Annotated in this window: 22 protein-coding genes, 1 pseudogene and 1 riboswitch; of the genes and pseudogenes, 10 read left to right on the top strand and 13 right to left on the bottom strand. The window is 66.5% G+C overall.

All coding sequences use genetic code 11. The features are described 5' to 3' along the window. The 6 genes from L284_RS0125025 to L284_RS45615 form a co-directional block, all read right to left on the bottom strand. A partial coding sequence (locus tag L284_RS0125025; protein WP_031343232.1) for a biotin/lipoyl-containing protein occupies positions 1-286 on the bottom strand: 286 nt, incomplete at its 3' end. Positions 287-294: 8 nt separating this feature from the next. Next, positions 295-3144, bottom strand: coding sequence for a 2-oxoglutarate dehydrogenase E1 component (locus L284_RS45635; protein ID WP_021236125.1), 2850 nt, complete (start codon positions 3142-3144; stop codon positions 295-297). 188 nt (positions 3145-3332) lie between these two features. Next, positions 3333-4223, bottom strand: a complete 891-nt coding sequence (gene sucD / locus L284_RS45630) for a succinate--CoA ligase subunit alpha (protein ID WP_021236124.1) — start codon at positions 4221-4223, stop codon at positions 3333-3335. 168 nt (positions 4224-4391) lie between these two features. Beyond that, positions 4392-5354, bottom strand: a complete 963-nt coding sequence (gene mdh, locus L284_RS45625; protein ID WP_021236123.1) for a malate dehydrogenase — start codon at positions 5352-5354, stop codon at positions 4392-4394. A 441-nt stretch (positions 5355-5795) separates the two neighbouring features. Continuing rightward, a complete protein-coding gene (locus tag L284_RS45620; RefSeq protein WP_031343231.1) occupies positions 5796-6149 on the bottom strand; it encodes a hypothetical protein in 354 nt (117 codons plus the stop codon). A 146-nt stretch (positions 6150-6295) separates the two neighbouring features. Further along, a complete protein-coding gene (locus L284_RS45615; RefSeq protein WP_235054609.1) occupies positions 6296-7417 on the bottom strand; it encodes a cell wall hydrolase in 1122 nt (373 codons plus the stop codon). A gap of 206 nt (positions 7418-7623) precedes the next feature. Then, positions 7624-7833: riboswitch (cobalamin riboswitch) on the top strand. Positions 7834-7935: 102 nt separating this feature from the next. Between L284_RS45615 and L284_RS45610 the strand changes: the two genes are divergently transcribed. From L284_RS45610 to L284_RS45595, 4 genes are read left to right on the top strand one after another with little or no spacing between them, the layout of a single operon-like run. Beyond that, positions 7936-9768, top strand: a complete 1833-nt coding sequence (locus L284_RS45610) for a TonB-dependent receptor domain-containing protein (protein ID WP_021236120.1) — start codon at positions 7936-7938, stop codon at positions 9766-9768. Between the two features lie 59 nt (positions 9769-9827). After that, positions 9828-10784 carry an ABC transporter substrate-binding protein gene (locus L284_RS45605; RefSeq protein WP_021236119.1) on the top strand — a complete coding sequence of 319 codons (957 nt, stop codon included), beginning with the start codon at positions 9828-9830 and terminating at the stop codon, positions 10782-10784. After that, the gene (locus tag L284_RS45600; protein ID WP_021236118.1) at positions 10781-11749 is read left to right on the top strand and encodes a FecCD family ABC transporter permease; all 969 of its coding nucleotides are present in this window, start codon (positions 10781-10783) and stop codon (positions 11747-11749) included. The genes L284_RS45605 and L284_RS45600 overlap by 4 nt, the downstream gene beginning before the upstream one ends. After that, complete coding sequence (locus tag L284_RS45595) at positions 11746-12525, top strand: ABC transporter ATP-binding protein (protein WP_021236117.1); 780 nt, start codon at positions 11746-11748, stop codon at positions 12523-12525. The genes L284_RS45600 and L284_RS45595 overlap by 4 nt, the downstream gene beginning before the upstream one ends. A gap of 116 nt (positions 12526-12641) precedes the next feature. On the opposite strand, the gene L284_RS45590 is transcribed toward L284_RS45595, so the two are convergent. Together L284_RS45590 and L284_RS45585 are read right to left on the bottom strand one after the other, a co-directional pair. Next, positions 12642-14798 carry a M3 family metallopeptidase gene (locus L284_RS45590; RefSeq protein ID WP_021236116.1) on the bottom strand — a complete coding sequence of 719 codons (2157 nt, stop codon included), beginning with the start codon at positions 14796-14798 and terminating at the stop codon, positions 12642-12644. A gap of 509 nt (positions 14799-15307) precedes the next feature. Further along, positions 15308-15727: an Rrf2 family transcriptional regulator gene (locus L284_RS45585; RefSeq protein WP_021236114.1), complete on the bottom strand. Its 420-nt coding sequence runs from the start codon at positions 15725-15727 to the stop codon at positions 15308-15310. 95 nt (positions 15728-15822) lie between these two features. On the opposite strand from L284_RS45585, the gene L284_RS45580 reads away from it, so the two are divergent. After that, entirely contained in the window at positions 15823-16275 is a 453-nt protein-coding gene (locus L284_RS45580; RefSeq protein ID WP_021236113.1) for a globin domain-containing protein, read from the top strand. Positions 16276-16450: 175 nt separating this feature from the next. Here the strand turns inward: L284_RS45580 and L284_RS45575 are convergent, their stop codons facing one another. Continuing rightward, the gene (locus L284_RS45575; RefSeq protein ID WP_021236112.1) at positions 16451-17035 is read right to left on the bottom strand and encodes a septal ring lytic transglycosylase RlpA family protein; all 585 of its coding nucleotides are present in this window, start codon (positions 17033-17035) and stop codon (positions 16451-16453) included. Positions 17036-17131: 96 nt separating this feature from the next. Here L284_RS45575 and L284_RS49050 point away from each other — a divergent pair, with 96 nt between their 5' ends. Together L284_RS49050 and L284_RS45570 are read left to right on the top strand one after the other, a co-directional pair. Next, the gene (locus tag L284_RS49050) at positions 17132-17476 is read left to right on the top strand and encodes an AarF/ABC1/UbiB kinase family protein (RefSeq protein ID WP_021236111.1); all 345 of its coding nucleotides are present in this window, start codon (positions 17132-17134) and stop codon (positions 17474-17476) included. A 15-nt stretch (positions 17477-17491) separates the two neighbouring features. Next, a pseudogene (locus L284_RS45570) lies at positions 17492-18643 on the top strand (ABC1 kinase family protein); the annotation flags it as partial. 1 nt (position 18644) lies between these two features. Here L284_RS45570 and L284_RS45565 read toward each other — a convergent pair. The 4 genes from L284_RS45565 to L284_RS45550 all read right to left on the bottom strand — a co-directional run bounded on the left by L284_RS45565 (position 18645) and on the right by L284_RS45550 (position 21971). Beyond that, positions 18645-20309 carry a M28 family metallopeptidase gene (locus L284_RS45565; RefSeq protein WP_021236109.1) on the bottom strand — a complete coding sequence of 555 codons (1665 nt, stop codon included), beginning with the start codon at positions 20307-20309 and terminating at the stop codon, positions 18645-18647. A gap of 82 nt (positions 20310-20391) precedes the next feature. After that, positions 20392-20859 carry an SRPBCC domain-containing protein gene (locus tag L284_RS45560; RefSeq protein WP_021236108.1) on the bottom strand — a complete coding sequence of 156 codons (468 nt, stop codon included), beginning with the start codon at positions 20857-20859 and terminating at the stop codon, positions 20392-20394. A 36-nt stretch (positions 20860-20895) separates the two neighbouring features. After that, positions 20896-21318 carry a hypothetical protein gene (locus tag L284_RS45555; RefSeq protein WP_021236107.1) on the bottom strand — a complete coding sequence of 141 codons (423 nt, stop codon included), beginning with the start codon at positions 21316-21318 and terminating at the stop codon, positions 20896-20898. Positions 21319-21569: 251 nt separating this feature from the next. Next, positions 21570-21971 (bottom strand): UrcA family protein, encoded by a 402-nt coding sequence (locus tag L284_RS45550; protein WP_160172160.1) that lies wholly within the window; start codon positions 21969-21971, stop codon positions 21570-21572. A 538-nt stretch (positions 21972-22509) separates the two neighbouring features. On the opposite strand from L284_RS45550, the gene uvrA reads away from it, so the two are divergent. The 3 genes from uvrA to L284_RS45535 all read left to right on the top strand — a co-directional run. Continuing rightward, on the top strand, positions 22510-25419 hold the full coding sequence (gene uvrA / locus L284_RS45545) for an excinuclease ABC subunit UvrA (RefSeq protein ID WP_021236105.1): 2910 nt from the start codon (positions 22510-22512) through the stop codon (positions 25417-25419). Positions 25420-25429: 10 nt separating this feature from the next. Then, entirely contained in the window at positions 25430-25765 is a 336-nt protein-coding gene (locus tag L284_RS45540) for a hypothetical protein (RefSeq protein ID WP_021236104.1), read from the top strand. A gap of 64 nt (positions 25766-25829) precedes the next feature. Then, the coding region (locus tag L284_RS45535) for a transposase (RefSeq protein WP_167663621.1) at positions 25830-26165 on the top strand (336 nt) is incomplete at its 3' end.

Here is a 26165-nt window from a genome sequence, read left to right as displayed (position 1 = left end):
CAGCAGCGGCCGGAGCGGCAGCGGCCTTGGGCGCGGCGGCGCCGCCGGTGCCTTCCTCGATCGTGGCGATCAGCGCGCCAACGACGACGGTGTCGCCTTCCTTGGCGATCTGCTGGCCCATGACGCCAGCGTGGGGCGCCATGACGTCGATCGCGACCTTGTCGGTCTCGAGGCTGGCGATGGGCTCGTCAGCGGCAACGGCTTCGCCGGGCTGCTTCAGCCACTGGCCGATGGTGGCTTCAGCGACGGATTCCCCAAGGACGGGGACCTTGACTTCGGTGGTCATGATTTATCTCAAGCCTTCTGCTTGCGACGGAGTTCGGAACGAACGGAAAGATGCAGCGCGTCTGCAACCAGCGCGGCCTGTTCGGCAACGTGGCGCTTGGCGAGGCCGGTGGCAGGCGAGGCCGAGGCATTGCGGCCGGCGTAGCGCGGACGCGGCTGGGCCACGCCGGCTTCCTTGGCGGCAGCCTCGATCTGCGATTCGACGAAGAACCAGGAACCGTTGTTCTGCGGTTCTTCCTGACACCACACGACCTCTTCGAGGTTCGGCATGCGCGACAGGCGCTGGGCCAGCGGCTCGCCCGGGAAGGGGTAGAGCTGCTCGATGCGGATGATCTGGGTATCGTCGATCTCGGCGGCGTCGCGGGCTTCGAGCAGGTCGTAGAAGACCTTGCCCGAGCACAGGATGACCTTCTTGGTCGCGGCGTCTTCCGAGCCGTTCGGATCGGAAAGGATGCGCGAGAAGGTGCCGCCGGTGAACTCCGATGCAGCCGACTTCGCCAGCGGATGGCGGAGCAGCGACTTCGGGGTCATGATGATCAGCGGCTTGCGGAACGGACGGTGCATCTGACGGCGCAGAACGTGGAAGTAGTTCGCGGGCGTCGTGATGTTGCAGACCTGGATGTTGTCCTGCGCGCAGAGCTGCAGGTACCGTTCCAGGCGCGCCGACGAGTGCTCCGGACCCTGGCCTTCGTAGCCGTGGGGCAGCAGCATGACGAGGCCGTTGGCGCGCAGCCACTTGGACTCGGCCGAGGCGACGTACTGGTCGATGATGATCTGCGCACCGTTGGCGAAGTCGCCGAACTGGGCTTCCCAGAGCACCAGCGTCTTCGGATCGGCGCTGGCGAAGCCGTACTCGAAGCCGAGCACGCCGTATTCCGACAGCGTCGAGTTCAGCACTTCGAAGCGGCCGTGGGGCAGGGTGGTCAGCGGCGTGTATTTGCGCTCGTCCGTCTGGTCCACCCAGACCGAGTGACGCTGCGAGAAGGTGCCGCGTTCGCAGTCCTGGCCCGAGAGGCGCACGTTGTAGCCTTCGGTGACGAGGCTGCCGAACGCCAGCGCTTCCGCCGTCGCCCAGTCGAAGCCTTCGCCCGACTTGAACATCTCTTCCTTGGCCGCGAGCACGCGGGCCAGCGTCTTGTGGACGGTCAGGCCTTCGGGAACTGTGGTCAGGGTACGGCCGAGGCTGTCGAACAGCTTGTTCTCGATCGTGGTGTCGACGTTGCGGCGCGCGGTTTCGGGGTCGGCGGGCTTGTGGAAGCCGCTCCACTGGCCGGAGAACCAGTCGGCCTGGTTGGCCTTGTAGGTCTTGGCCGCCTCGAACTGGTCTTCGAGATGGGCGGTGAATTCCGCTTCCGTCTGCGCCAGGAAGGTGTCGTCGATGACGCCTTCCTGCTTCAGGCGATCGCCATAGATCTTGCTGACCGGCGGGTGCTGGCGGATCTTCTGGTACATCAAGGGCTGCGTGAAGCCGGGCTCGTCGCCTTCGTTGTGGCCGAAGCGGCGATAGCACCACATGTCGATCACGATGTCGCGGCCGAAGGTCTGGCGATAGTCGATCGCCAGCTTGCAGGCGAAGGTCACGGCAGCCGGATCGTCGCCGTTGACGTGCAGGATCGGCGCCTGGACGCCCTTGGCGACGTCCGACGGATACGGCGAGTTGCGCGCGAACTGCGGGCTCGTCGTGAAGCCGATCTGGTTGTTGATGATGAAGTGGATGCAACCGCCGGTGTTGTAGCCCTTCACGCCCGAGAGGCCGAAGCACTCCCAGATGATGCCCTGGCCGGCGAAGGCCGCGTCACCGTGGATGAGGACCGGCAGCACCTGCTTGTGCTTGGCGCCGGGGCCGATGTCGTCGCCGATGTCGTCGGCGATGGTCTGGTAAGCGCGGACCTTGCCGAGCACCACCGGATCGACGGTTTCGAGGTGCGACGGGTTGGGCATCAGGCTCATGTGGACCTTGATGCCGTCGAACTCCCGGTCGGCCGAGGTGCCCAGGTGATACTTCACGTCGCCCGAGCCGCCGACGTCTTCCGGGTTGGCGGTGCCGCCCGAGAATTCGTGGAAGATCACCTTGTAGGGCTTGGCGAGGACGTTCGCGAGCACGTTCAGGCGGCCCCGGTGGGCCATGCCGTAGACGATTTCCTTGACGCCAAGAGTGCCGCCGTACTTGATCACGGCTTCGAGCGCCGGGATCATGGCTTCGCCGCCGTCGAGGCCGAAGCGCTTGGTGCCGACGTACTTCTTGCCGAGGAACTTCTCGTACTGCTCACCGCGCACGACGGCCTGAAGGATCGCCTTCTTGCCTTCGGGGGTGAACTCGATTTCCTTGTCGGCGCCTTCCATGCGCTCCTGGAGGAAACGGCGTTCCTCGACATCGGCGATGTGCATGTATTCGAGGCCGACCTTGCCGCAATAGTTCGCGCGCAGGATCTGCACGATCTCGCGGACGGTCGTCCACTCCAGGCCGAGCGCACCGCCGACATAGACCGGACGGTCCTGCGCGGCGCCTACGAAGCCGTGGTATTCGGGCGTGAGGTCAGCGGGAAGGTTCCGCTGGTTGAGGCCGAGCGGATCGAGATCGGCTGCCAGGTGACCGCGCACGCGATATGTGCGGATCAGCATCATGGCGCGGATTGCGTCGGCCGCGGCTTCGTCTATGCGGGACTGGTCGACCTTCTGGCCGCCCTTTGCCGCTGCCTTTTCGATCTTGATCTTGAGGGCGCTGGGATCGAGGCCCTGGGTCAGGTCGTCCTCGAATTCCGCGCCTACGAGCGGCCAGTTCTTGCGCTGCCAGCTCGGGCCGGCCTGCGGGCCGTCGAGGGCCTCATCGGGGGTGAAGTCGAAACTTTCGTCGCCCATCGGGTGTCACCTTTTGTCGCGCCGGAAAACGGCCGGCGCTACCAAGCTAAATAGTGCGTTCGATGGTCCCGAAGGAGAGGAGGGGCCGTTTCGTTCGCATGTGCGTCCGGCCTCTCAACGTGCCGGATCGTTCGTAGGTCCCGAGGCGGCGCGGGTCCGAAGACTTCGCGCCGCCCGCGGGTATTGGGTCAGGCGAGTTCCTTGAGGACTTCCACAAGGGTTTCACCCAGAAGCGACGGCGAGGCGGAGACGCGGATGCCCGCTTCTTCCATCGCCGCGATCTTGTCCTCGGCGCCGCCCTGGCCGCCCGACACGATCGCGCCGGCGTGGCCCATGCGGCGGCCCGGAGGCGCCGTGCGACCGGCGATGAAGCCTGCCATGGGCTTCTTGCGGCCGCGCTTGGCTTCGTCCTTGAGGAACTGGGCCGCTTCTTCTTCGGCGCTGCCGCCGATCTCGCCGATCATGATGATCGACTTGGTCTCGTCGTCGGCCAGGAACAGTTCCAGGACGTCGATGAAGTTGGTGCCGTTGACCGGGTCGCCGCCGATGCCGACCGCAGTGGTCTGGCCGAGGCCAGCATTGGTGGTCTGGAACACGGCTTCATAGGTGAGCGTGCCCGAGCGCGAGACGACGCCGACCGAACCCTTGGAGAAGATGCTGCCGGGCATGATGCCGATCTTGCATTCGCCGGGGGTCAGGACGCCGGGGCAGTTCGGACCGATCAGGCGCGACTTCGAGCCCGAGAGGGCGCGCTTCACGCGAACCATGTCGAGAACCGGAACACCTTCGGTGATCGCGACGATCAGTTCCATCTCGGCGTCGATCGCCTCGAGGATGGCGTCGGCGCAGCCGGCGGGCGGAACGTAGATGCACGAGGCGGTCGCACCGGTCGCGGCCTTGGCTTCGGCGACCGTGTCGTACTGGGGCAGGCCGATGTGTTCGGTGCCGCCCTTGCCGGGGGTGACGCCGGCAACCATCTGGGTGCCGTAGGCCAGCGCGGCTTCGGTGTGGAAGCTGCCGGTCTTGCCGGTCATACCCTGGGTAATGACCTTGGTGTTCTTGTTGACGAGAATGGACATAGGGGAATCCTAATTCCTGTTCCTGGGGTAGGCCGGATTACGGCTTGCGAAGCGCCATGGCGCAAATTCCGCGAAGTGCAACCGTCCAAGTCGTGAAATCAACGGCCTCGATAGTCTCGGCCCCGTCCGCTCACCGTTCGGCGAGCGGACGGGGCCGTCGTGTTTCGATCAGGCCAGCGTGCCGTCGATGCCCTTGCAGGCAACCAGCAGTTCCTTGACCGCGTCGACCGAGACCTGGAGGTTGGCCTTGGCTTCGCCGTCCAGTTCGATTTCGACGATCTCTTCGACGCCGCCCGCGCCGATCACGGCGGGAACGCCGACATAGAGGCCGTCAACGCCGTACTGGCCGTCGACATAGGCGGCGACGGGCAGGATGCGCTTCTGGTCATTGAGGTAGGCTTCGGCCATGGCGATGCCCGAGGCGGCAGGCGCGTAGAAGGCCGAGCCGGTCTTGAGCAGGCCGACGATCTCGCCGCCGCCCGAACGGGTGCGCTGGACGATCGCGTCGATCTTTTCCTGGGTGGTGCGGCCCTGCTTGATGAGGTCGGGAACCGGGATGCCGTTGACGGTCGAGTACTGCACGACCGGCACCATGGTGTCGCCGTGGCCGCCGAGCACGAAGGTGTTCACGTCGCGGATCGAGACGCCGAATTCCCAGGCGAGGAAGGTCGAGAAGCGGGCCGAATCGAGCACGCCGGCCATGCCGACGACCTTGTTGTGGGGCAGGCCCGAGAATTCGCGCAGCGCCCAGACCATCGCGTCGAGCGGGTTGGTGATGCAGATCACGAAAGCGTCGGGTGCATTGGCGGCGATGCCTTCGCCGACCGACTTCATCACCTTGAGGTTGATGCCCAGCAGGTCGTCGCGGCTCATGCCGGGCTTGCGGGCGACACCGGCGGTGACGATGATCACGTCTGCGCCGGCGATGTCGGCATAGTCGTTGGTGCCGGTGATCTTGGCGTCGAAGCCTTCGACCGGGCCGCACTGCGACAGGTCGAGCGCCTTGCCCTGGGGCAGGCCTTCGGCGACGTCGAAGAGGACGATATCGCCCAGTTCCTTCTGCGCGGCGAGGTGCGCGAGGGTGCCGCCGATGTTGCCGGCGCCGATGAGGGCAATCTTCTTACGAGCCATGATGCTTGCTTGTCCTTCCCAAAGGCGGGACCAACGGACGAAAAGGCGGCCTGCGCTTGTCCCGCTGAGGCAGGTGCCGGTGTTCAACGAGGGGCGGCCTACGCCCCCCGAACCGACATTGCAACCGGGAAAAGCCCGCCGGGACAGCAGGCCGGTCGCTTTTTACTGATAACAGTTCGCAATTGCAATAAGGAGCGAAATCATGCGGGAACGGCGCTCCGAAACCGAGGTTCAGGCCTCTTTTTCGCAAGCCCGAGGGCGCAGATTGCATCCGCCAGTGTCTCCCACGCGACGATGACCGGCAAGCGGCGCTTGCTGCGAGTCGCCTTGGCCGAAGGGCAGGCGGTCGCGCGGAGTGGCGGCGCAAAGGGTCTTGTGGAGGACGCGGACGAACCCGGGGTGTCGCTGGCGTTGCGGAATGTTGCCGGGTGGCGAGCCGTGTCAGACGCGGCGGGCGATGCGCCTGGCGAAAGCGTCGGCCATGGGCCGGTCGAGCTGGCGGCAGATGGCGATCCACCAGGCGCAGCCGTGCTCGTCCCCGGCGAGGCGGGCGGCGGCGGCATGGGCGCGGGCATGGGCAGCGGCGGAGAGACCGTGGCGGGCGAGGTGCCGCAAGGCTTCGGTCAGGACGCGCTCGTTGGCAGTGTGCGCTACGGCGTCCCCGGCGCGAGCCGTCCGGCTACGGTGCTTGCGGCCGAAATCGTCGTTGGCGGCGCAGATCGGCACCGAGGGGTTGAGGGCGCGCACGAGTACGGGACAGGAGCCATTCCGGGCAGCGGAAAAGCGGATTGCCATGTTGGTAGCGCGCCTCGTTCTTGGAGACGCTCCAGGGGGCGGCATCTCTGGCCGCGATTATAGGATGAAGCCGCTAAGCCTTGGTGAGGGCTTATGGTTGCCTAAACCTTGCCGTCGATGCTTGGAGAAACGTTAAGGTGCGCGCGTCAGCGCGTGGGCTGCGCGATCCATCTTCCGGAATTGGCATATTCCGGGCGTACTCCGGTCACTTCCGGCAGGTTGCGGGCACGGTAGAGATCCTCGCCGCCGCGTTCCTTGACGTCGGTAGAATAAAGCGGAGCGGGGGTTTGACGCGGCGTCGCCGCCGTTTCCGGAGTTGTGGGCGCCGAGGCTGCGAAGGCGCGCTGCACCGCCAGGGGATCGAGCGCGGCAGTGGCGAGGGCGCTGGCGGCGGAAAGATCGCGGCGGTGCGGCGCTGCGAGGGGTTCGCCGCCGGCATAAGCGAAGCGGAACGAGGAAGACCGCCCGGCCGCGCCGTTGAAGGCGTAGAAGCGGTGCGCGCCGATCGTGACCAGATAGTGCAGGCTGGGCGCCCAGTAGGGATTGACCTGGATCGTATGATAATGCGTCGCCAGGCCGACCGGCGCATAGACCGCACCGGAAAGCGCCGCGCGGGCCACGCTCTCGGCGCGCTGCCAGAAGTAACGCTGCGGCGCGCGGGCCAGGGCGCCGTCGCAGGAGAAGGAGAACTGGCAGCCGGTCGGCCGCTCCGATCCCTGGTAGACGACGCCGCAGACGGTCTTGGGATAGGCGGGATGCGCCAGTCGGTTGAGCACGACTTGCGCCACCGCGCGCTGGCCGCCGTCGGGCTCGCTGGCGGCTTCGTAGTAGATCGCGGCGGTGAGGCATTGGAGTGCGCGGCTGCGGTCCACGCCCGAGTTGTCGATCCGCAGCGCGCGGGCGACGGGTCCGACGGGGCCTTCTTCAGCGTCGGAATGGATGCCTTCGCCAATGCCGAGCACGGGCTTTTCCGCTTCGAGATAATAATAGGCCGAGCCGGGAAAGCTGCCGCCGGGCTGCTCGAAAGGCATCGGCAGTACCGTAGGCTCCGGCGCCGCGATCTCGCCCAGGCGGAATGGCTCCCACTCCCCGAAAGGCGGCGAGGCGAAGGCGGGCAGGGCGATGGCGAGGAGGGCGGCGGCGCTCATCTTCCAACGCCGTCGCCGGTGCTGGAGCCTCCGCCGCTTGCCGCGCACGGTGTTTGCCTGAAGACGGCGACGATGCGGGTCCCAGGTCACGGTGCGGGCGGGCGGGATGGCGGCGGTCAACTGTGATCCTTTCGGCCTCTCGGCGAGGCGCAGCTTCGCGCCTAACCTGCTTCGGTCCTGGCAGCATCCCCGCAAATGCAAGCGTCCCGAAGCGGTACAGGCGCGCGGCATAGCCTGAACCGCTTAATGCCCCGTTAGCGATTGTCCCGGCGATACCGTCCCCTCGCCATGCGGTGTCGCTTGCCAAGTCCTGCTGCGCCTCGTAATCCGCGCGCTACGTCATGGGTGGCCCGGAGCCGGGCCCCGGGCTTCGAAAAGAGGAGCCCTGGTGGGAATTTCGGCGCAAGTCCGAAGCTGCCCCCGCAACTGTGACCGGGGAGCGCCCCTTCCACGCGATGCCACTGGGTTACACCGGGAAGGCGGTAGTGGCGCGACGATCCGGGAGCCAGGAGACCTGCCTGTGACGGTCGTTCCGCAGCCGGGCGGGGTGTCCCGGCATGCAGCGAGCTTACGCGCACAGGAAAACGCGCGCGGCTCCGCCATGGACGGCACAAGTCGTTCAGGTTGGAGGAATACGCGTGAAGTACCTGTTTCTGCTGGGGACGGCTCTTGCCGCCTCTGCAACCCTTGCCACCCCCGCGCAGGCGGACGAAGCGGCTCTCGACAATATCGTCGTCACCGCCACCCGCACCGAGACGCCCACGAGCGAGATCGGCCAGTCCGTCTCGGTCGTCACCCGCGAGGATATCGAGCGCACCCAGGCGGTCACCGCCACGGACATTCTGGCGCGCCTGCCGGGCGTGACCTTCACCCAGTCCGGCGGCTTCGGCCAGCCCGCCAGCGTCTTCATCCGCGGCGCCGAGAATTCGCAGAGCCTGGTGCTGATCGACGGCGTGCGGATCAACGATCCGGGCGACGTGGGCGGCGGCTTCGATTTCGGCAGCCTGACGGTGGGTCAGTTCGACCGCATCGAAGTGGTGCGCGGATCGTCCGGCGTGCTCTGGGGCAGCCGCGCGATCGGCGGCGTCATCAACCTCATCACCGCGCGCCCCACCGATGAATGGACCGCGCGCGGGCAGGCCGAATATGGCTGGCGCGACCAGAAGCAGCTCGGCGCCTCGGCGGCAGGCAAAGTGGGACCGGTCGGCCTGACGCTGGGCGGCAACTGGCTCAAGGGCGACGGTTATTCCGCCTTCGACGAACGCATCGGCGGCCGGGAGAAGGACGGTTTCGAAAGCAAGAGCGCCAATGCCCGCGCCGAAGTGCAACTGGTGGAGGGCCTCTCCGCCGATGCCGGCGCCTATTGGACCAAGGCCAACTACGACTACGACAACACCGGTGCGGACGCCCTCAACGTGGGCATGAAGCGCGACACCGTCGGCTATGCGAACCTTCGCTACAAGGGGCTCGACGGCCGCCTGACCGCGCGCCTGGGCTACGGGCTGACCGATACGCGCCGCATATCCGACGATGCGGTCTTCGGTCCCTTCACCACCAACGGCCGCAACGATCGGTTCGAAGGGCAGGTCTCCTACACGCCGGTCGAGATGGTCAGCCTGCTGGTCGGCGCCGAGACCGAGAAGCAGAAGTTCTCCGACAACTACGGTTCGAAGGACTCCACCTCGATCGACAGCTACTTCGGCATGCTGACCCTGCGTCCGGTCACCGGCCTGACGCTGAACGGGGGCCTGCGCTACGACGACAACTCGGACTTCGGCCACAAGACCACGTTCTCGGCCAACGGCGCCTGGGTGATCGGCGGAGGCGAGAATGCGCCGATCCTGCGCGCCAGCTATGGCGAAGGCTTCAAGGCCCCGTCGCTCTACCAGCTCTATACCAATGCGGGCTTCCGCGCGCTCGATCCCGAGACTTCCAAGTCGTGGGACGTGGGCGTGGAGCAGCCCTTCGCGCAAGGGCACGGCACGTTCTCGGTCACGTACTTCGATCGCAAGACGAAGAACCTGATCGATTACGATCTGGCGGCGTTCAATTACTACAATGTCGGCCGCGCCCGCGCCCAGGGCGTGGAACTGGGCATGCAGGTGATCGACTGGGAAGGCTTCGACATGAGCCTTTCGGCCACCTACCTCGATGCCACCAACGAGATCACCGGTGCGCGCCTGGCCCGTCGCCCCAAGACGAACCTCTATGCCAGCCTTGACAAGCGCTGGGCGCAAGGCTTCCGTCTCGGCGCGGACCTGCGCGTCGGCGGCGGTCGCTACGACGATGTTGCGAATACCTACTTCCTGGAGGGGAACGTCGTGGTCGGCCTGCGTGCGGCCTATGACGTGACGCGGAACATCCAGGTCTACGGGCGCGTCGATAACCTCTTCGACGAGCACTACGAAGTGGTTCGGACTTACGGCACCCCTGGACGCGCGGCTTACGCCGGGGTTCGGGTGAAGATGTGATCCTGCGGCTTCCCCCGTGTCCATCCAGGCGGGGGAAGCGCCGCCGGGTTGCGGCCGCCTTGCTTCTGGCAGGAGCGGTCGCGACGCTGGCGGGCTGCGGGGGTGGTGACACCACCGAGGCGGCCTCGGCGGCACGGGGGCGGGGAGATGCCGCGCCGACGATCGTCTCGCTCAATCCCTGCACCGACGCGATCCTGGCGGAAGTGACCGGGCCGGGGCAGTTGCTGGCGATCTCCAGCTATAGCCGCGATCCGGAAAGCAGCTCGATGCCGATCTCCGAGGCCCGGCGGTTCCGCGCGATCTCCGGCACGGTGGAGGAAGTGGCGACGATCCGCCCGAACGTGGTCGTCGCCAGCGCCTTTCTCGATCCCGCCAGCGAGAGCGCATTCCGGCGGCTCGGCTACCGGCTGGTGAAGATGCCGATCGCGTCTGACCTTGCCGCCGCCCGCGCGCAGGTTCGTGAGCTGGCGCGGCTGGCCGGCCATCCCGAGCGCGGCGAAAAGCTCGTCGCGCGCATCGACGCGGCGCTGGTCCGCAACGCGCCGCCGGCCGGTTTCCGGCAGATTCCGGCACTCGTGTGGGAATCCGGGGGACTGGTGGCCGGTGACCGGACCCTGATCGTTGACATGATGCATCGCACCGGCTTTACGAATATTGCCGGCGCGCGAGGTCTCTCCCAGGCCGATTTCCTGCCTCTGGAGCATGTGCTGGCGGACCCGCCGCGTGTGGTCTTCGCGGTGGGCGATCCGCTCGCCGAGGAGGATCGAATGCTGCACCACCCGGCGCTTTCCGCGCTGACCAGTACCCGGCGTATCTTGCTGAGCCGCTCCATCCTCTGGTGCGGCGGGCCCACCATTCCGCGCGCGCTGGACGAACTGGCGGCGGCGCGTCGGGCCCTCTCCGGGCGAGCAATGATGTCCGGGCCGGAAATCATGGCCAGATCGAAAACGGAGCCGGAACGGCGGCAGTTGCAGCGGCACTCGTCCGAAAGGCCGATAGTTTCCGCAAGACCATGAATCTGCGTTTCGTCCTGCTGCTGGTCCTCGCGCTCGCGGCCGCGGTGCCGCTCTCGCTGCTGGCGGGACGCGTGTGGATCAATCCGCTTGCCGCCGAAACGCAGAGTGCCTCGGTCATCCTCCTGCAATTGCGGTTGCCGCGCGCGGTGCTGGCCCTGGTGCTGGGCGCGGGGCTGGGCGCGGCGGGTGCGGCCATGCAGGGGTACTTGCGCAATCCGCTGGCCGATCCGGGCCTGTTCGGCATCGCGCCGGGCGCGGCGCTGGGCGCGGTGCTCAGCTTCTGGACCGGCTATGCCTCGGCGCCGTGGATGCTGCCGTTGTTCGCGCTGATCGGCGCGGGCGGGGCGATGACCCTGCTGGCATTGATCGCCGGACGCGGCGGCGGCGTGGCGCTGTTCACGCTCGCCGGGCTCATGGTGTCCAGCCTTGCGGGCGCGCTGATGAGCCTGGCCATCAGCCTCACGCCGTCCCCCTTCGCGATGAGCGAGATCGTCACCTGGATGATGGGCTCGCTGGCCGACCGGTCCTGGCGGGAAGTCTGGATCGCCACCCCGCTTACCCTGACGGGCCTGGGCGTGCTGCTCTATGCCGGGCGGGATCTGGACGCGATGACGCTGGGCGAGATGGCCGCGCGCACGCTGGGCGTCGAGCCGCTGCGGCTCCAGGCGCTGATCATCCTGGGCGTCGGCCTCGTCGTCGGCGCGGGCGTTGCCGTGGCGGGGATCATCGGCTTCGTCGGCCTGATGGTGCCGCATCTCGTGCGACCGCTGACGGATCGCAAGCCTTCCTCGCTGATCGTGCCCTCCGCCCTGGCCGGGGCGCTGCTGCTGCTGTTCGCCGACTGTCTCTGCCGTATCCTGCCGCTATCGGGCGGGGAACTGCGGCTGGGCATCGCGCTCAGCCTGCTCGGCGCGCCGTTCTTCCTGCGCCTTCTGCTCAAGATGCGGCGGGGGATGGTGGCGTGAGCTTCGGCGCGGAAAACGTCACCGTGGCGGGGCGTCTCGACGATGTTTCGCTCACTTGCCGGCGCGGCATGGTGACGGCGATCTGCGGCCCCAACGGCGCCGGGAAATCGACATTGCTCGCGGTGATCGCCGGACTGATCAAGCCCGACGCGGGGCGAGCGGTGATGGGCGGCCGCTCGCTCGGCGCGGTCTCGCTGGCCCAGCGGGCGCAGTGGCTCGGCTACCTGCCGCAGACGCCGGAAGTCGCCTGGGACGTCTCGGTGGAAGTGCTGATCTCGCTCGGCCGCCTGCCGTGGCGGGGGGCGCCGGCTGCCGAGACCCAGGCCGCGATCGAGGATGCCATCGCCGCGATGGACCTGCAGGACTTGCGCCACCGCCCGGTCTCCACCTTGTCCGGCGGCGAACGCGCCCGTGCGCTCATGGCCCGCGTCCTGGCGACCCAGCCCGGCTGGATCCTGGCCGACGAACCTTTCGCCAGCCTCGACCTCTCGCACGGCGCGGCCCTGATGCAGCGCTTCCGCCAGCAAGCCAGGGCGGGGAAGGGCGTGGTTCTCGTCCTCCACGACCTCGCCACGGCCATGAACCATGCGGACCAGGTGCTGGTACTGGCGAAAGGCCGCGTGGAGGCGGAAGGACCGCCGGAAATGGCGCTCTCGCGCGACGTCATCGGCCGCGTGTGGAACTGCCCCGCGCATTGGCTGGGCGAACCCGGCGAACGCGCGCTATCGATCGGCGCCCCGGCCCCGCTGGCGGTGGACTTGCGGCAGCAGTTCTGAAAGCCGGGCCGCGGTCCTCGCTTCCCGTTGACCGCAAAACGAAACCGCCGCCCCATTCCTGGAGCGGCGGCTTGTGTCGGGATTGCGGGAAGCGCCAGGGCTTCCCGCGCGCTCCGTCAGTTCGCCTTGGTCGCCAGACCGCGCGCTTCCAGCATCGGCTGGACCTTGGGGTCGTGCCCGGTGAAGTCGCGGTAGAGGTCCGCGAAATCCTTGGTGTGGCCCTGGCCGAGGAAGGTATTGCGGATGTGGTCGCCGTTGGCGCGCGTCATGCCGCCGTTCTTGACGACCCAGGCCCAACCGTCGTGCGCCAGCATCTCGGTCCAGATATACGAGTAGTACCCGGCCGCATAGCCGTTGTCCCAGATATGGCGGAAGTACGGCGTCTTGTAGCGCGGCGGGATCAGGTCGGTGTTGAGCCCGGTGGCCGCCAGGGCCTTGGCCTCGAAGGCCATCGGCGGCTGTGCGGCTTCCTCCGGCGAAAGCTGGTGCCACTGGATGTCCATCATCGCCGCCGACAGCGTCTCGCCCAGGCCCAGACCCTGGTTGAAGGTCTTCGCCGCCTCGATCTTGGCGATCAGCTCCGCCGGGATCGTCGCGCCGGTCTGGTAGTGCTTGGCGTAATTGTTCAGCACTTCGGGGATCGTCGCGAAGTTCTCGTTGAACTGGCTGGGGAACTCCACGAAGTCGCGCGCGGTGTTGGTGCCCGAGAGCGAGGGGTACTTCTGGCTGGCGAAGAAACCGTGCAGCGCGTGGCCGAATTCGTGGAACATGGTCTCCACGTTGTCGAAGCTGACGAGCGCGGGCTGGCCTTCCGCCGGCGGGGCGATGTTCAGCGTATTGCTGACGACGGGCTTTTCACCGAGCAGGTAGGATTGCTCGACGAAGTTGTTCATCCAGGCACCGCCGCGCTTGTTGGAGCGGGCGAAGGGATCGAAGTAGAAGATCGCCAGCTGCTTGCCGTCGGCGTCGATCACGTCGTAGGCGCGCATCGTCGGGTGGTAGACCGGCAGGTCGGTGCGGCGCTTGAAGGTCAGGCCATAGGTCTTGTTGGCGGCGAAGAACACGCCGTCTTCAAGAGTGCGCCACACTTCGAAGTAAGGCTTGATCTGGTTCTCGTCGAGGTCGTACTTCGCCTTGCGGACCTTCTCGGCGTAATAGGACCAGTCCCAGGGCTCCAGCTTGATGTTCTGGCCTTCCGCCTTTGCAGCGGCTTCGAGCATGGCGGCTTCGCGGTCCTGCGTGGCGCGCAGGGCCGGGACGAAGCCCTTCATGAACTCCATCGCCTGGGCGGGCGTTTTCACCATGCGATCGTACATCTGGTAGGTCGCGAAGTCCGGCGCGCCGAGCAGCTTGGCCTTCTTCGCGCGAAGCGTGGCGATCTGGGTGATCATCCCCGTGGTGTCGTACTGGTCCCCGCCGGAGGTGCGGTTCACGCTGGCGTCCCAGAGGATCTTGCGGCTGTCGCGGTTCTTGAGGCTGGTGAGCGCGGCCTGCTGCGTGGTATTGTCCAGCGCCAGCATGAACTTGCCGGCATGGCCCTTGTCGGCGGCCAGCTTCGCGGCGGCGGCGATCTCCGCCTGCGAGAGCCCGTCAAGCTGCGCGGCGGTATCGAAGATCGGCGCCTTGGCGGCCGTGGCCGTGGTCAGCTTCTGCGCGAAGGCGGTTTCGAGCTTGGCGATCTCCAGGTTCATCGCCTTGAGCTCGACCTTCTGCACGGCAGAGAGCAGGGCGCCGCGGTGCACGAACTTGTCGTAGGTGGTCGCCAGCAACATGGCGTCCTCGCCGGTGAGTGCCTTCCCTGCGGCGCTGTCATGCACGGCCTTGACGCGGGCGAACAGCGCATCGTCGAGGTAGATGTCGTCGTTGAGCGCCGATACCATCGGGCTCACGGCGGTGTCGATGGCATCCAGCGTATCGCTGGTATTGGCCGAGGTCAGCTGGCTGAACACGTTGTAGACGCGGTCGTAGAGCGTGCCCGCCCGCTCCATCGCGACGATCGTGTTCTCGAACGTCGGCTTCGCCTTGCTGGCGGCGATCGCCTTGATCTCGGCGCGCTTGGCGGCGATGCCGGCTTCGATGGCGGGCTGCCAGTCGCTGTCCTTGTATTGCGTGAAGTCCGGAGCATGCAGCGGGAGAGTGCTAGGCTTGGCGAAGGGGCCGGTATAGGCGGGGGCCGTAGCAACGGTCTTCGCAGTGGCCGTCACGGAAAATCCTCCAAGCAGGGCCGCGCCGAGCACGAGGGGAGCGGCGGCGGCCATGAGCCGGGTCTTCATCTGTCTTTTCTCCTGGCTTCGGCGCCCTTGGGGAAGTGCCCGAAAACGGACGTGCGCCGTCTCTTCCGAGACGTTGCAGACGGGCGCCGAAATGATCGACGAGAGAGATTGAAGCGCAGAAAACCGGGGGGTGCAAGCGCAAGGGGCGGGGTGCTAGCTGGCTTGCGCAAATGACGTATGCGACGTTTCGCCGGGCATGGGAATACGCGCCGAAGCGCAATCAAGTTGCGCTCCGGCGCGCCGTCAGGTCGCTCCGACAGGGGGAATCGGTCCGGTCAGTTCGACCGGAAGCGACCTTTGGTCCAAACGCGCATGGGTTCGGCGCCGTCCTCGTGGTCGCGGCGACTTTCCTCCCGCTGGCGATCCAGGATCAGCGATCCCGTCTTCCGCGCAAACCTGCTGCGGCGAAACGGAATTTCGGCTCCGATGTTCATTTCAGGCTCTCCTCTTTCGAGGAGGAACGCGGCTGAAGCGTGAAAAGTTCCCGAAAAAAAGGTAGGGCGCGCAGGCTAGCTCGGGACGCCAAGCAGAAATGGCAGCCTCGTGCCCGCCGCCGCATCCGCCAATGTATGCGCGTCGAGTTCCGCCAGGAACGCGCTCATGGCCTGCCGCAGGATCGCGGAAAGCCCGCAGGCGGCCTGGAGCAGGCAGTTGCCGCAATCGGCCGGGGTAATGTTTGGCTCCGTCAGGCGCACGACTTCGCCCAGCGTGATCTGATCGGCCGGTCGCCCCAGCCGGAAACCGCCGTTCCGGCCGCGCACCGTCTCCAGGAAACCGGCGTTGCCCAGCAGGTTGACCACTTTCATCGCATGGTTGCGCGAGATCGCGTGGGCATCCGCCACTTGCGCGATCGACACCAGCCGCTCCGGATCGACGGCGACGTGAAGCAGGATGCGCAGGGCGTAATCGGTATGCGCGGTAAGGCGCAAGGCGGGTCTCCAGATTAATGATGCGTCCTATTTGCATCTTTTCCGGGCGGTGTATAGATGCATCCAGATTGCATCTTTAAAGAGGACGAATCGACATGGCCGCTCCGCTCAGCGAACAGACCATCGCCATCATCAAGGCCACCGCGCCCGCGCTCCAGCAGCACGGGGTGGAGATCACCACGCGCATGTATGCCCGGCTGTTCGAGAACGAGGACGTGCGCGCCATGTTCGACCAGGCCGCGCAGGACTCGGGCGAGCAGCCCCGTCGGCTGGCAGCGGCGATCCTCGGCTATGCGCAAAACGTGGACAAGCTCCAGAACCTGACCGGCGCGGTGGCGCGCATGGTGCAGCGCCATGTCGATACCGGCGTCAAGGCCGAGCACTACCCGCTGGTGGCCGAGGCGCTGCTTCCCGCCATCCGCGAAGTTCTGGGCGAAGAAGCGGCCACCGACGAAGTGCTCGCCGCCTGGGGCGAGGCTTACTGGTTCCTGGCGGACATCCTGATCGGCAAGGAAGCGGAGGCTTACGCGGAACGGGAAGGGGTCTGAGTCTGGTAGAACAAGCGAAGGCTTGACACCCCTCGTCCCGGACATGATCCGGGACCGCTGGCCTCGCATGACCCAATTCTCGGCGAGGCGCCTTTCTTCGACGTCTCGCCGAAAGGACTGACAGCGGTCCCGGGTCGAGTCCGGGACGGCGTAATTCTGCCGAGTTCCGCCGGTTTTACCGCGTCCCCACGCCGGTCTCGAACTGCGCCTGAAGGTTGGCCAGCACCGCGCCCGAGATTGGCGGCAGATCCTGCGCCGTCTTGCCCTTGCGCAAGGCGGCGCGGTCCTTTTCGGTGGGCTCGACCACGCGCACGCGGACGGCCGCCTTGCCTTTGGCCCGCACACCCAGTGCCTCGGCCGCCCCGCGCGAGAGGTCGATGATGCGGGCGCTTTCCCCGAACGGCCCGCGATCGTTGACGCGCACCAAGATGCGGCGGCCGGTGTCGAGCGCGGTCACTTCGACATAGCTGGGCAGGGGGAGCGTGGTATGCGCCCCGGTAATCCACTTCGGCTGGAACCGCTCGCCATTGGCTACCTGGTTGCCGGATTCGCTGCCGTACCAGGTCGCATAGCCGAGCATGTCGTAGGCGGGCTGGGCGGCGGGCGTATAGGTCTGGCCGCGCACCTTGTAGGGCGCGCCGACGCGGATCGGGGTGTCGCTGACCGGACGGTACTTGGTGCCGCCGCCGCAGGCCGCCAGGGTGCAAGTCAGGGCGAATGCGAATGCGGGCCTCAGCGCCCCGGTTAAACTGCCGCTCATGTGCTGCTCCTAGCTTCCGGGTGGCGGCGCTGTCCATGGTTTCCACAGGAACCGCCGGCCATCGCGACAGGTTGTGCAGGGCTGAAGGAGTGACGCATGTTCAAGTCGATAGCCGTCGCCGCGCGCGATCGGGGGCGGATGGCGGAAGTCTCGACGGTGATCGCCCGGTTCGGGCTGGATTCGCTGGCGGCGAGGCTGGGGCTCGGCGAAGGAGACGCGCCGGAGGGCACCGAACTACGCGACTTGCCGACCCGCGTGCGCCAGGCGCTGGAGGCACTCGGCCCCACTTACGTGAAGCTCGGCCAGATCCTCGCCACCCGCCGCGATCTGCTGCCGGACCCGTGGATCGCCGCTTTCGAGCAGCTTCAGAGCGACGCGCCGCGTATCCCCTTCGAAACCTTGCGCGGCGAAGTCGAAGCCGCGCTGGGAGAGCCGCCGTAAACCGCCTTCGCGCATTTCGACAGCGAGCCGCTGGCCGCCGCCTCGATCGCGCAAGTCCACCGCGCCCGGTTGAAGGACGGCACCGAAGTGGTCGTGAAAATCCGCCGCCCCGGCATTCGCGCCCGGATGGAGGCGGACCTCAGGCTCATGCGCCATCTCGCCGCGCTGGCCGAAGCGCGCAGCGCCATGGTGCGCCGGATGAAGCCCGCTGCGATGATCGAGCAACTGGGGCGCGAGATTCTCGACGAACTCGATTTCACCAACGAGGGCCGCAATGCCGACCTGCTGCGGGCAGACCTCGCCTCGCTGGAGCGCGTCACGGTGCCACGCATCCACTGGGAGTGGACCGGCGAGCAGGTGCTGGTCATGGACTATGTGGAGGGCATCCCCCCGCGCGACCCGGCGGTGCTGAAGGCGGCGGCGATCGACCCGTCGCGCATCGCGGCGCTGGGCGCGGAACTGGTGCTGGAGATGGTGCTGGTCAATGGCCGCTTCCATGCCGACCCGCATCCGGGCAACCTGCTGTGCCTTCAGGGAAATGGGCTGGCTCTCCTCGATCTCGGCTCGGTGGGTTTCGTCAGCCCGCGCCGCCAGCACGAGTTCCTGACCTTCATCCTCGCCTTGCGCAGCGGCGATCCCGGCGGCGTGGCCGACATGCTGGCAACCTGGTCCGAAAGTGGCGAAGTCCCGCGCGAAAAGCTGATGCGGGCCTCCGAGCGGCTGGTGTCGCGGCATGGCACCGGGGCGCTGGTGCTGAACGCGATGGTGGCGGACTTCTTCCCGCTGCTGCGACAGGAAGGTCTGGTGCTGCCGCCCGACCTGGTGCTGATCTTCAAGGCCATGGTGACGATGGACGGCGTGCTTTCCGGTATCGCCCCGGACTTCGACCTTTCGGAAGCGCTCGGACGGATGCGCGGCAAGCTGATCGCCTCGCGCCTGCAGCGCCTGGCCGCATCGGACAAGCTGGAGACGGCGCTGCTCGAACTCTCACGCGTGGCCGAAGAAGCGCCCCGCTTCCTGCGCGCCGCCGCGGCGCGGATGGAAGCGCCGCCGTCGCCCCCTGCGCGGGACGATGCCACCGCGCAGGCGGTAAGGCTGGCCGGGTGGCTGGTCGGCGGCGCGGTGGTGCTCCACGCCGCCGCCCAGCTACTCGTTCACTGGACCTGAGTTACTTTCTGGCCGCGTCCGACTTGTCGCGCACGGCCTTGAACTCCGACCCCGCTTTCCACTGCGGCCACCGGGCCGAGCCGGCGAGATCCTCGCCGATCGTGCGCACCAGTTCCACGTCCTGCACCGCGCCTTCCATCTTCCAGTCCGGCGACCAGGCATCGCAGGCCTGGTGGTAGCACTGGCCGGTATAGGCATCGATCCAGGCCTGGCCCGCCTTGACGCCGCCCTCCTTGAGATCGGAAGCCCCGGCGATGCCCATCATCAGCATCACCGGTACGCCGCGCTTGGCGAAGGAGAAGTGGTCGGCGCGGTAGAACAGCCCGCGCTCGGGCAGGCTCTCCGGCGTAACGCGGCGCCCTTGCGCGGCGGCGACGCGGGTCATGTCGTCCTCCAGCGTGTCCTGCCCCTTGCCGATCAGCGTCACGTCGTTGGCGAGACCGGCGGTCTGGAGCACGTCGATGGTGAGGTTGGCGACGGTCTTCTCCATCGGGAACACCGGATTGGCGGCGTAGAATTCCGAGCCCAACAACCCGCGTTCCTCAGCGGTCCAGGCCGCGAAGACCACCGTGCGCTGCGGCGCCGGAGCCGCCTTCATGACACGGGCGATGTCGAAGAGAGCGGCGATACCCACCGCGTCGTCGTTGGCGCCCGCGCGGTAGATGCGGCCCTGCGCATCGGGCGCGCCCTTGCCGTAGGCGTCCCAGTGCGCGCCGAACATCACCACTTCGTCCTTGCGCGCGGTGCCGGGGATCTGCGCCAGCACGTTGTGGCTCATGACTTCCTCATGATTGACCGGCACATCGGCGTCGAACGTCACGCCCTTGAGTTCGAGCGGCTTGAAGTCCGGACGCCGCGCCGCCACCGACAGCCTGGCGAGATCGAGCCCGGCCGAGGCGAACAGCCGTGTCGCCGCATCGCCCGACAGCCAGCCCTGCAGCGCCACGCTGGTCAGCTGGTCGTCCCCTCGCACGATGTCGTAGTTCTCGCCGCCGGGGCTGGTGACGACGTTCCAGCCATAACCCGCGCCCTCGGTCTCATGGACGATCAGCGCGCCCACCGCGCCCTGGCGGGCGGCTTCCTCGAACTTGTAGGTCCAGCGGCCGTAATAGGTCATCGTCCGACCGCCGAACTTGCCCGCGGCAGGCTCGCCTTTCGCGGCATGGAAATCGGGGTCGTTGATGAGGAAGACGACGACCTTGCCCTTCAGGTCCATGCCCTTGAAATCGTCCCAGCCGCGTTCCGGCGCCTTCACGCCATAGCCGACGAAGACCACCGGCGCGCCGGAAATCCGCGCCGTGTCGTCCGGGCGCAGGGTGGAGACGTAGATGTCCTTGGCGACCGTCAGCGGCATCGTGCCCTTGGGGCCGGAGAACGCCAGCGTTTTCGGGGCGCCCAGCGTCGTGTGGAGCAAGGGCACCTTCTGCACCCACTGCCCGTCCGGCCTGGCGGGCTGCAGGCCGATGTCCTGGAAGCGGGCGATCAGGTAGCCGATGGTGCGCTCTTCCCCCACCGTGCCGGGCGCGCGGCCCTCGAACGTGTCGGAGGCCAGCGTCTTCACATCGGCGACGATGCGGTCCGCCTCGATCGCTTCCCGGGCGACGGCAGCGTGAGCAGTTGCGAGCAGCGCGGCGAGCGGCGCGAGGAGCAGGAGGGATTTTTTCATCGCACGCGCTTTTAGGCCGCCGGGCAGGGGAGGCAAGGCTTCGCGGGAGGGGTGGGAATGGTCAGGATAGCGGTCCATTCTACTAATTGTAGAACCCCTGCCGCAACTTCACGCCGTGCTCCAGCCAGGCTTTCATCGCCGCCAGCATCCCTGTCCAGCCCTCGCAATTGCCGTAGGAGGCTTTCAGGCCTTCGGGCGTATCGGACCAGCCTTCCTCGCTGATCTGCACGAGCGTCCGCCCATCTTCGGTACTTTCGAAGGCGAAGGTCACCAGTGTCCGATACTGGCCCTCGTCATCGGGCACGACGGCGTCCCTGTCGCCGCCCCAGCGCAGCAGGATATGGCGGTCCTTCACCGCTTCGACGACATGGACCGGAAAGGCGCCGGGAAAATCGTGGAAGTCCCAGGTGGCCACCATGCCGGTTTCCAGCCGCCCCTTCGCCCCGCCGGTGGTGAAATATTCCGACAGTACGGCAGGATCGGCCACGGCGTCGAAGACAGCGCCGATCGGCTTGGCGACCCGGCCCGAGACGGTGAACCTGAGCTTCATCGTTCCTCTCCCGTGGACGCCGACCATGCGGAATTGCTACTCGCAGCGTGAATAGTCTCCGGCACGGCAGGCTGCGACGTCGCGGCGCCATTGTGCAAGATCTGCCGCATAGTCCTGACGGGCCTGGGCATAGGCGCGCGACTGATGGGCATATTCGCGGCGGCTGGCCTGGTAATCGTCCTCGTCGCTGCGGGATCCATCCTCGCGGGGGTCGTCATAGACTTCGGCATCGCCACGGTTGGCCCGATCATAGGCCTTCCAGCCCGCGGCATATTGCGCGTCGCGCTTGCGGACATATTCCAATTGGTCGCGATTGAGCTTGCGGATGATCGCCGCGTCGCGGGCGATGTCTTCGGGGCTCATGCGATCGTTCGGATCGTCGGCCCATGCCGTACCGGAATAGGCCTGCGCGGAAAGCGCCAAAGTACCCAGCACAAGCAGGATGCGCCCAGCTTTCATAGTCGTCCGTTCCGTCCCTGAAGGGCACGGCTGCGGCCGGCCCGGATAATGCAAAACCCTGGTGGTTTTGCGCATCTCTGACGAAACCATGAGACGGAGGCAATCGGCGATGCGACAACCCGTTGCTCGCTGCGACCAGACGCGCTTCTTCTGAGGTGAACGAGGGAACCCTCGTGGTCGGCGCCGCCCGAAAGCCGCCGGCGGACCAGCCGTCGGCGGCCTAGGCGGGGGGGTAAGCCTGGTCGGTCTCCTTATCTGCCGCGCCTTGCGACGATCGCGAACGACGTCGGGGCTGCCTGGGCGAACTGGCTGGGGTTCTCGCGCGCGGCCAGCCGGTTTGCCAGCATGGCGTCACGGGCAGCGAAGGCGCGGTCTCTCGAGGCGTCCCGGCAGTCGCGCGTCCAGGACATCTCCTCCAACTGGTTGCTGTGGATCGGGCAGACCGCCCGAACCGCAATTTCCAGCCGCATGTTGAGCGTGTCGAGCCCCGCCTGCGAGTCGAGATTGAGGTCGCCGAAGCGCACTTCGCGATGCGGCACGTCGCGCAAGGATCCGTCCTTGACGATGACATCGGCAAAGGCAGGGGTCGAAAATCCCGTGGCGGCCATGGCGAGCAGGCCGATGGCGGCGAAAGTGGTGTGAATCCTGGTCATCTGCATTCTCCTGTTGCTCGAGAGCGCAGTCCTCCTCACCCGAGCCCCCACGGCTCGCGGCATCGGACTGCTAAGCGACCCTGATGCGTGATGAAAGTCGATCCCAAACAACCGAAGGGTTGCGGGCTGCGATGCGACTTGGTCAATATGTATATACTTTAGAAAAGGCCCCTCGATCCCGCCCTGGCTTTTCAGTTGTGCCCGCATTGTTACTTCGATCGGTAAGTACGGTGCTCGGCAGAAGGTGAGTCGGTATTATGTCTGGCCTGTTTCTCTATTGCGCCTTATTGGCGGACGGTTCAAGCGTATCCTTGTTCGGGGATCGTCGAACGACATCTTTCAGCCGATGAGCGACGTCGGGAGAGGGGCGAGCCGGAAAGCGGGCCGGAAAGCGGGCCAGAAAGCCGGGAAGAAGGGCGGCGCTCACCCGTTGCAATCGGCGCCTCCATGCCCACATGGGACCCCGTCCTTGCAGCAGCAGATGCTCCGGTCGCGGGCTGCTTGCGCTTTGCGAACAAATCTGGAACACGTCACCTCCATGAGTCTCTCCCACATCACCGTCCGCGGCGCCCGTGAGCACAACCTCAAGGGCTTCGACATCGAACTCCCGCGCGAGAAGCTGATCGTCATCACCGGGCTTTCGGGCTCGGGGAAATCCAGCCTGGCGTTCGACACGATCTATGCCGAAGGGCAGCGCCGCTATGTCGAGAGCCTCTCGGCCTATGCGCGCCAGTTTCTGGAGATGATGCAGAAGCCGGACGTCGAGCATATCGACGGCCTCAGCCCCGCGATCTCGATCGAACAGAAGACCACCAGCCGCAATCCGCGCTCCACAGTGGCGACGGTGACGGAAATCTGGGACTACATGCGCCTGCTCTGGGCGCGCGTCGGCATTCCCTATTCGCCGGCCACCGGCCTGCCGATCGAGGCGCAGACGGTGTCGAACATGGTCGACCGGGTGATGGAACTGCCCGAGGGCACCCGTGCCTACCTGCTCGCGCCGGTCGTGCGCGGCCGCAAGGGTGAGTATCGCAAGGAACTGGCCGAGTGGCAGAAGGCGGGCTACACCCGCGTCCGCATCGACGGCGAACTCCATGCCATCGAGGACGCCCCCGCGCTCGACAAGAAGTACAAGCACGACATCGAAGTGGTGGTGGACCGCATCGCGGTGAAGGACGGCATCCAGACCCGCCTGGCCGACAGCTTCGAACAGGCGCTGAAACTGGCCGAGGGGCTGGCCTATGTCGACCTTGCCGATGGCGTCGTGCCGGGGCGTGAGAGCGAAGGAAAGGGCGCGAAGAAGACGCTGAAGGGCACCGGCCTGCCGCCCAACCGCATCGTCTTCTCCGAAAAGTTCGCCTGCCCGGTCAGCGGCTTCACCATCGAGGAGATCGAGCCGCGGCTGTTCTCGTTCAACGCGCCGCAGGGTGCGTGCCCGGCCTGCGACGGCCTGGGCGAGAAGCTGCTGTTCGACCCGCAACTGGTGGTGCCGAACGAGCATCTCAGCCTCAAGCAGGGTGCGATCGTGCCCTGGGCCAAGTCCAACCCGCCTTCGCCCTATTACATGCAGGTGCTGTCCAGCCTCGCCGCGCACTTCGGCTTCGACCTCACCACGACGTGGGACGCGCTCCCGCCCGAGGTGAAGGTGGTGATCCTCTATGGCACCGCCGGAAAGGCCGTGCCGCTGACGTTCAAGGACGGGCGCAAGGAATATACCGTCAACAAGCCGTTCGAGGGCGTGATCGGCAACCTCAACCGCCGCATGATCCAGACCGACAGCGCCTGGATGCGCGAGGAACTGTCCAAGTTCCAGACCGCGCAGCCTTGCGAAACCTGCGAAGGCAAGCGCCTCAAGCCCGAGGCGCTCTCGGTCAAGATCGCCGGCAGCGACATTGCCGATGCCGCGCGTCTTTCGGTGGCGGACGGTTTCGTGTGGTTCGGCGCGCTGGAGGAGAAGCTGACCAGCCAGCAGCAGCAGATCGCCAAGGCCATCCTCAAGGAGATCAACGAGCGCCTCGGCTTCCTCAACAACGTCGGGCTCGACTATCTCAACCTCGACCGCACCAGCGGCACCCTCTCGGGCGGGGAGAGCCAGCGCATCCGCCTCGCCAGCCAGATCGGCTCCGGCCTCTCGGGCGTGCTCTACGTGCTCGACGAACCCTCGATCGGCCTCCACCAGCGCGACAACGACATGCTGCTGGAAACGCTCAAACGCCTGCGCGACCTCGGCAATACCGTCATCGTCGTCGAGCATGACGAGGACGCGATCCGTACCGCCGACCACATCGTCGATCTCGGCCCCGGCGCCGGCGTCCATGGCGGCGAAGTCGTGGCCGAAGGCACGCTGAAGCAGGTGCTCAAGAGCAAGAAGAGCCTCACCGCCGCCTACCTCAACGGCACCCGCAAGATCGAGGTGCCGACCGAGCGCCGCAAGGGCAACGGCAAGAAGATCGTCGTCGAGAATGCCCGCGCCAACAACCTGCGGAACGTCACGGCGGAATTCCCGCTCGGCACGTTCTGCTGCGTCACCGGCGTCTCAGGCTCGGGCAAAAGCTCGCTCACCATCGACACGCTACAGGCGGGTGCCTCGCGGCAGCTCAACGGCGCGCGCGTGGTGGCAGGCGCGCACGACCGGATCACCGGCCTCGAAAACTGCGACAAGGTGATCGAGATCGACCAGTCCCCGATCGGCCGCACCCCGCGCTCCAACCCCGCCACCTATACAGGCGCCTTCACCCAGATCCGCGACTGGTTCGCCGGCCTGCCGGAATCCGAGGCGCGCGGCTACAAGGCCGGGCGCTTCAGCTTCAACGTCAAGGGCGGCCGCTGCGAGGCGTGCCAGGGCGACGGCCTGATCAAGATCGAGATGCACTTCCTGCCCGACGTCTACGTCACCTGCGAGGAATGCCACGGCAAGCGCTACAACCGCGAAACGCTGGAAGTGAAGTTCAAGGGCCACTCCATCGCCGACGTGCTCGACATGACCATCGAGGACGCGGAAGAGTTCTTCAAGGCCGTGCCCCCCATCCGCGACAAGATGCACATGCTGAACGAAGTCGGCCTCGGCTACGTCAAGGTTGGCCAACAGGCGACCACGCTCTCCGGCGGCGAGGCGCAGCGCGTCAAGCTCGCCAAGGAACTCGCCCGCCGCTCCACCGGGCAGACGCTCTACATCCTCGACGAACCGACCACCGGCCTCCACTTCGAGGACGTGCGCAAACTCCTCGAAGTGCTCCACCGCCTCGTCGAACAGGGCAATTCGGTGGTGGTGATCGAGCACAACCTCGACGTCATCAAGACCGCCGATTGGATCATCGACATGGGCCCCGAAGGCGGCGTCCGCGGCGGCCAGGTCATCGCCGAAGGCACGCCGGAGGATATCGTCAAGGAGAAGAAGTCCTTCACCGGACACTATCTCAAGCCGCTGCTCTCAAGCTGGGCGAAGTGAGCGTAGGCGAATGAACGAGGAGGGCGACGCCCCCTCCGGCTATCGGCCGGAGTTCGTCGCCGCCCTACAGCTTTTTGCGCGCGTAAGCGAGGCCATGCACCGCCGCGGCCTGCAACGCCCCATTCTGGTCGGAGGGGCTGCTGCGGAGTTCTGGTCGCTCAGCGCCGTCACCACCGGCGACTTCGATATCTGCACCACCCGTCAGCCCGAACTCGAAGAAGAGATGGAGAGGGCAGGGCTCGTCCGCCCGAGCGGCGCGGGAGCCATGCTCAAAGGCTGGATCCACCCGGAATTGCGCCTCGGTTGTAACCGTCCGATTGGGACCGCCTGCCTGATGGCGCGATAATCTCTTAAGAGACGGTCATAGCGACGTCGCTAACGACGTCTCTTGATCGGGGATTGCGATGAGGGTGGAGATACTGGGTCAGGAACGTCGGCGCCGGTGGACGGATCAGCAGCGGCTGGAGATCATTGGTGCCGTTGGCGTGAATGGCGCTACACTGACAGAGGTGGCGCAGCGCCACGATGTAACCCGACAACAGATTTATACTTGGCGGTATGATTTGAAGAAGCGCGGGCTCTTGGGAGCCGCCCCCGAGGCTGTCTTTCTCCCCCTGGACTTGCCTGCCGTTCGAGCCCCTGAAGTTGCTTACAACCCTGGTCCGGGCGCGACGTCCATGGTTGAGCTGCGCCTGACGAAAGGCCGGACTTTGCGCTTTGGAAGCGACATCGAGGTCATCTCCCTG

Source organism: Novosphingobium lindaniclasticum LE124, assembly GCF_000445125.1.
Taxonomy (GTDB): Bacteria; Pseudomonadota; Alphaproteobacteria; order Sphingomonadales; family Sphingomonadaceae; genus Novosphingobium; species Novosphingobium lindaniclasticum.
This window is presented reverse-complemented; position numbering and strand designations above follow the sequence as displayed.